We start from the raw sequence: 6,609 nt of genomic DNA, 5'->3' as shown, positions 1-6,609 counted from the left end.
GACCTGCCGGGAGTACGATACGATTTCCCACCAGTCGTTCATTCTCGACACCCCGACGCGCGAGCGGTTCTCTCTGGAGGGTGAGGACTACATCTGGTGCGGGACCACCCATGGACAGCCGAAGGCATCCAGACCCACCCCGGCCAACATCCGCAAGCTGTCAGACAGGGCGCTGATCGACCAATGGGGCGACCTGAACGATGATTGTCGCGGTGGCAGCGGCGACGACCCCAAAACGGATCAGGCGTGCGGTCGTCGCTCCGACGTTGCGGACGAACTGCAGCAACGCGGATTCTGCTACCGGGCGGTGAAAGGCGGTCAGGACTGGGTTCACTGCGGCAAGTAAACCCTCCCTCCCTGTGCACGACGACCCCTGACGTCATCTGGCGGTGCAATGACCCTTGATCGACGTGGGCGAAACCGGGTACATGAAGGTCCCTGTCCCTGGCGATTTGCCGGTGGCGGGATGGCCGGGATCAGAACCCAACGGTTCCATCCCCGCTCTGCGGGCGTAGTTCAGTGGTAGAACGACAGCTTCCCAAGCTGTATGTCGAGGGTTCGATTCCCTTCGCCCGCTCCAATTTCCTCCATCAGAACAATTTGTTGGCGCTCACATGGCGTAGGCCGCGCTCCCGACGTTGGCTCTCATGCTCCCCATTGCGCGATAACGTCTTCTTCCTGGCGTTCCCATGGGCGGCGCGCTGCCTGTCACATGAACTGCCCGTGACCTGCAGAATTTTATGATGACTATCAACGTCTGCGCATGCTGACGGACAACACAGGACCAAACGACGGGCCAGAGTTGAAACACATGCACGTCTCCGCGCGAGCCCGCCGGCATTCAACAAGGCCGGCGCTCCCCGGATGACGTAGGCCTGCGTTGGCAAGGCAGGCTGGCCAATCCGGCGGTCATGCCTGGATTTCAGCACCTGATATTCGTCCGGCGTCACTTCATCCCGGCGGCGCGCGCGTCACGGCTCCAGCCCCACGCGAACCCCAGGCCAATGTAGCGGGACAGCGGCTGTCTCCCCGCGCCTGCCCAAGCCTTCGTGAGCAATATTCGGCACATTCATACCGTTTTGCATTCTGCCTTCAAGCAAAACTCCACCTTCGCGCCAACAACTATCGGCGGCGTCGATTTTCGAAAAACTGTTGCCTCACACACTGAACTTATCTTGACCAGACCGCCAATCAACTGCGTAAACTGCATCTTCAGACCCCTGTCGCCCCCCCAACGCGGCGACACTCAAGACAGCAGTGGTCTCATTCACCAACAGCCATAAGGGGAAACGTCAATGGATCTTGGCGCGCTCATCAAAAACCGACATGTGTTGATCACCGGCGCCTCAGGCGGACTTGGCGCGCATTTTGCGAGGCTGTATGCGTCCTGTGGCGCGACAGTCACAGTTGCCGCACGCAGCGCCGACAAGCTCGCAACCCTTGTGACAGAGCTGCAAACACAGGGCGCTCGCGCGCACGCTGTTCCGCTCGATGTGACCAGCGAGGGCTCCATCGCCGAGGCCTTTGCCGCCGCAGAGGCAGCCCAGGGGCCGATTGATGTGGTGATCAACAACGCCGGCATTGCCCGCCCGTCCATGGCCATGGAACTGTCGGCCGAGGATTTCGACGATGTCATGAACACCAATCTGCGCGGCGTCTGGCTGGTGTGTTCCGAAGCGGGGCGTCGCTGGAAGGCGGCCGGTCGCAACGGCGTCATCGTCAACATCGCCTCGATCCTTGGCTTCCGCGTCAGCTACGCTGTGCTGCCGTACACGGTGTCCAAGGCGGCGGTTGTGCAACTCACCAAGGCTCTGGCGCTGGAGTGGGCCCGCCATGGCATTCGGGTCAACGCACTGGCGCCCGGCTACATTCTCACGGATATCAATCGCGAGTTCTTTGAGACCGAGCCGGGACAGGCGATGATCCGTCGGGTGCCAATGCGCCGGCTGGGCAAGGAATCGGAACTGGATGGCGCCGTCCTGCTGCTGTCGACGGACGCAGGGAGCTGGATGACCGGCGAAGTTATCGCTGTCGATGGCGGCCATCTGGTTTCACATCTCTGAGACGACCAAAAATACGCCCCCAAGGACGTCGCGGGTTTCTTCGCAGCCGCCTCCCCGTGAAGATCAGGCCGGGATCGCTTTTGGCCTGATCCCTTTTCACCAAAGCACAGCACATTTCGCCGATCGGGCGACGCCCGAACAGCTTCGCCGGATTGCGTCGCCGCGTTCATCCGTCCGTCCCCCGCCAGTCCAGCCGCCGCTCCAGCCTTTGGAGCTGACTGAAAAGTTCGCCGCCCGGAACCCCGTCAACCGCCCCGGCGCTCATCCCTTCTGGCGGCGTCCTCCCGGCAGGGCGCGCCGCGAACCAGCAAAACCCAGCGAATATCGCCAGCATCCGGGCGCCACAACCGCGGACTCGTCGGAACCGACGATAGCGCTGGCGCCGCCGATTGGTAGACTTCAATTGAGGACTGCGCCCAACAGGGGCGAACAGCACAACGAATAAAGAAAACAAGGACGACAACATGAGCGGTCATATGGGAGGAGATGTCGCGCGGAACCGTCGGATTCTGACGACCGAGAGCGGCATGCCGAAAACAAGGCGGGCCTCAGAACTGGACCGTGAATCCCGGCTGCTGCTGCACGCCATGAACGGAGCCTTCCCACTTGTCGGACGAGCTATCAACCGCGAACGCGTCTCTTCATTCCGCTACGCCTGGGCTGCCCTTGCATCAACTTTCGGCCGCCGCATCCCGCTGGCCGGCCTGGAGGAGCGCCAGATCCGTGGGCCGGACGGCAACGCCATCCCACTGCGCATCTATACGCCCGACGGCCCGCCCGGCCTGAAGCCCGCATTCCTGTGGTGCCATGGCGGCGGCTTTGTCGTCGGCGATCTCAACACCAGCGACGGCATCTGCCGGGCCATTGCCCGCGCTTCCGGCGCCATCGTTATCTCGGTGCGTTACCGGCTGGCGCCAGAGCATGATATTTATGCGGGCCGCGAAGATTTTCTGGCCGCCCTGAACTGGGTTCACAAGAACGCCGAAGCTCTCGGCATCGACGGCAACCGCCTTGGCGTTGGCGGCGACAGTGCTGGCGGCAATATCAGCGCCGCAGTGGCCCAGGAGAATATCCGCAGGGGCGGCCCGCGGCTCAGCTTGCAGGCGCTGGTCTATCCCGCGACCAATCTGGCGATGGACTTTGACTCGAAAGATGAGAATTCCAAGGGTTTTCTGCTCACCGCCAACTTCATGGACTCGCTGCGGCCGCTAATCGAGCGCGGCGAAGACCTGACTGATCCCTGGCTGTCGCCAGCGCATGCGGACAGTGTCGCCGGGCTGCCGCCGGCGGTCATCATTACCGCTGGCTTTGATCCCATCCGTGACGACGGCCTGCTCTACGCGGCGCAATTGCGCAGGGCCGGCGTTCCAGTTGAACTGCTGCACTATTCTGGTCAATTCCACGGCTTCTTTAACTTCGACGCCGTGTTGGGCGCGGCGCGCGACGCCCAGGAACGTGTTGGCGTCGCGTTGCGCGATGCCTTCGCTGGCGAACCGGCGCCAAACCGGACGATCGAAATCGCCGACAACCGCCCCTGGTTCGACGCACGCCTGTCAAAAGATCTGATTACAGGCGCCATGCTGGCTGGTCGTTCGGTCCGGCAATGGAACAGCCATGTGTTGCGCAGCCTCTCACCCGAGACGGCATACGCCGCCGCCAACCTGTTGCGTCCCTTCTGGGCGCCGGCAGCCATGGCGCGGCGCACCATCTCGGGTTGTATCAACGCTCTGAACGCCCAGCAGAGTTACCCACCCCAGGCGGGCGCGCCGTCCGCCTGACTTCACGGAGACCAGGCAGCTATGAATACGACGACTCCTCCCCTCGATCCATTCGAGATGTGGCGCCAGATCATCAACAAGTTCGAGACCGGCATCAACTCGATGGCCAACAACAGCATGAACTCGGAGCAGTTCACACGCGCCCTGCAGCAATTCAGCCAGGTTTCAACCGGCATGCAGCAGACTTTTGAAAAGGCGCTGGACGGTTACTTCAAGGCCGTGCGTCTGCCGAGCCGCAGCGATGTTCTCGCGCTTGAGGAGCGGCTGCAGCGCATTGAGGACAAGCTGGACGCAGCCCTGCCTGACAGCCGCGAACCGGCGGAATCCCGCCCGGAGCGCACGCGCAAGCCTGGCGAGACGCCCGCCGCCAACGCCAGCAAGGCCAGCTGATTTAAAGCCGGCCCAGCGTCCCTGACGCAATCAACGAAGACCCTCAACGGACCTGGCGATTTCCAAGCCAGGTCCGATCGGGAACTTGCGCGCCGCAGCCTTTCCAGCGCGGGCGCCCGCGCGGCGCGCGCTTTCTGTAGAACTGGAGACAAATCCGTGATCACCAAGCCCGTTCTGGACCCATTCGAGATGTGGCGCCAGATCATCAACAAGATCGAAGCCGGCACGAGTGCGATTGCCAAAAACACGCCGAACTCCGAGCAGTTCGCCCGCGCGTCGCAGCAGTTCACGCAGGTTTCGGCCGGCATGCAGCAGAGCTTCGGAAAGGCGCTCGATAACTACTTCAAAGCCGTCCGTGTTCCGGGCCTCGCCGATTTCGTCGCGCTCGAAGAACAGATGCAGCGCCTCGAAGCCAAAGTCGATGACCTCCTCGCCGCCGTAAACAAACCGGCGGAAACCACCAAACCCGCGACGGGCGCCGGCGCCAGCGCCACCACCCCGCCCCCCACAAACAAAGGAGCCTAGGCCATGACGGCGTCCCAGGCTGCACAAGCGGAAACCTCGTTCGCCGACCGCATGCGCGTGGAAATCGACCGGGCGATCCAGCGTAATCTGAAGGGGTTCGGCTATCTCGGCTCTCCGGCGCCTGCTGTGGGCCAGACGCCGAAAACCATACTTCATCGCCGGGGCACATTGAGCCTTTATCACTACAAACCCATGGTAAAGGAAGTCTACCGTGTCCCGGTGCTTCTCGTCATGGCGCCGACCAACAAGGCTTTCGTTTTCGACCTTGCCCCCGGCCAGAGCCTGATCGAATTCTTGCTCAAGCGGGGCCATGACGTCTACGTCATGGACTGGAACGCGCCGACTGGCGAAGAGCGCTATCTGAAGATCGACAATTACGTCCTTGACTTCATTCCGGACTGTATCCAGCAGGTCCAGAAGCATTCGGGCGTCGATGAGGTCTCGCTTGTCGGCTATTGCGCCGGCGGCGTGCTGTCGACAATCTACGCCGCGCTGCATCCCGACGGCCCGCTCAAAAACCTCGTCTGCTTCACCTGTCCGGTGGACACGCGCGGCATGACCCTGTTCCGCCAGTGGACCGACGCACGGCACTTTGACATTGACCGGCTGGTGGACACCCTTGGCATTATTCCTTCGGAAATGATCACCGCCGGCTTTGACATGCTGCGGCCAGCCGCCCGCATCACCGGTCAGATCCGTCTGTGGGATAATCTTTGGAATGATGAGTACGTCACGGCATTCCGCCGCATGGAGCGCTTTGGCAACGAAAGCCTGCCGCTGCCTGGCGAGTACTTCCGTCAGTTCATCAAAGATCTGATGCAGAAGAACGCCCTTGCGGAGGAGAAGCTGGAGATCGGCGGCAAGCGCGTGCTGATCAGCAACATCAAGGTTCCGCTGCTGCACATTATGGCGCAGTATGACCACATTGTGCCGCCCGTCTGTGGAAAGCCGCTGATGGAACAGGCCAGTTCAAAAGACAAAGAAGAAATCATCCTGCCAGGCGGACATGTCAGCCTCATTGCGGGCGCGAATGCTGTCAAACGCATGTGGCCGCGACTGGATCAATGGCTGGAAAGGCGAGCAACATGAACGATACGCCACGCACCTACCCGCGCACGGTGAACTGCAACGGCACGACCGTCGAGTTGCGCCTGATGCGGCCGGACGACGCGGACGCCCTGCGGGCGTTCGTCGCGACCTTGCCAGAGCACGATCTGCTGTTCCTCAATCGGGACATTACCCATCCCAAGGTTATCGACGCATGGGGTGAGGCGATTGCGGCCGATCGGGTGAAGAGTCTGGTCGCGGTCGAGAACGGCGTCATCGTTGGCTGTACGGCCATCGTTGTCCACGACCTGTTCTGGTCGCGACATGTCGGCGAACTGCGCGTCCTGACGTCGCCGCGCCTGCGGGGCGTCGGCCTCGGCCGGTTGCTGATCCAGGAATGCTTTATCCAGGCGCTGGAGATGGGCCTGTCCAAGTTGTGCGTGCAGATGACCGTCGACCAGCAGGCGGCGGTCGCCAGCTTCGAGGGACTTGGCTTCCGGGCCGAGGGCGTATTCCGCAATCATGTGCGGGACCGGAGCGGCGTCATGCATGACCTGGCCATCCTGAGCCACGACGTGGGCGAAGCCCAGGCGCGGATGGCGGCATTCGGCATGATGGACCACCTCAGTTGATCTCCCGCCCCTCCCGCCAGGCGTCGGGAGGGGCGATCATGTCCCATGAGGGCGCATGAGACGGGGGAATGCGACGCGTGGCGAGCGGGCGCCGCCTGCTTCCGCCGCCTTCTGGGGCAGTTTTCGATCAATCTGGATCGCAAACTGCTCCAGTTTTTTTGTTTTGAGCGAATT

Annotated in this window: 6 protein-coding genes, 1 tRNA gene and 1 pseudogene; all 8 read left to right on the top strand. The window is 62.1% G+C overall.

The window, feature by feature from the left end; all coding sequences use genetic code 11:
• Positions 1–346: pseudogene (locus tag IE243_RS21735) on the top strand (hypothetical protein); the annotation flags it as partial.
• Positions 347–505: 159 nt separating this feature from the next.
• Positions 506–580: transfer RNA gene (locus IE243_RS21730), tRNA-Gly, on the top strand.
• Positions 581–1,295: 715 nt separating this feature from the next.
• Complete coding sequence (locus IE243_RS21725) at positions 1,296–2,063, top strand: SDR family NAD(P)-dependent oxidoreductase (protein ID WP_191321396.1); 768 nt, start codon at positions 1,296–1,298, stop codon at positions 2,061–2,063.
• A gap of 527 nt (positions 2,064–2,590) precedes the next feature.
• Positions 2,591–3,841: an alpha/beta hydrolase gene (locus IE243_RS21720; protein ID WP_191321395.1), complete on the top strand. Its 1,251-nt coding sequence runs from the start codon at positions 2,591–2,593 to the stop codon at positions 3,839–3,841.
• A gap of 21 nt (positions 3,842–3,862) precedes the next feature.
• Positions 3,863–4,231: a hypothetical protein gene (locus IE243_RS21715; protein ID WP_191321394.1), complete on the top strand. Its 369-nt coding sequence runs from the start codon at positions 3,863–3,865 to the stop codon at positions 4,229–4,231.
• A 156-nt stretch (positions 4,232–4,387) separates the two neighbouring features.
• Positions 4,388–4,756, top strand: a complete 369-nt coding sequence (locus IE243_RS21710) for a hypothetical protein (protein WP_191321393.1) — start codon at positions 4,388–4,390, stop codon at positions 4,754–4,756.
• Between the two features lie 3 nt (positions 4,757–4,759).
• Positions 4,760–5,845: a PHA/PHB synthase family protein gene (locus tag IE243_RS21705; RefSeq protein ID WP_244643312.1), complete on the top strand. Its 1,086-nt coding sequence runs from the start codon at positions 4,760–4,762 to the stop codon at positions 5,843–5,845.
• Positions 5,842–6,435, top strand: coding sequence for a GNAT family N-acetyltransferase (locus IE243_RS21700; RefSeq protein WP_191321392.1), 594 nt, complete (start codon positions 5,842–5,844; stop codon positions 6,433–6,435). Before IE243_RS21705 ends, IE243_RS21700 begins: the two co-directional genes overlap by 4 nt.
• The last annotated feature ends 174 nt before the right edge of the window (positions 6,436–6,609 follow it).

Source organism: Camelimonas fluminis (assembly GCF_014656355.1).
GTDB lineage: Bacteria > Pseudomonadota > Alphaproteobacteria > Rhizobiales > Beijerinckiaceae > Camelimonas > Camelimonas fluminis.
The sequence above is the reverse complement of the archived record's forward strand: the minus strand, read 5'-3'. Positions and strand labels throughout refer to the sequence as shown.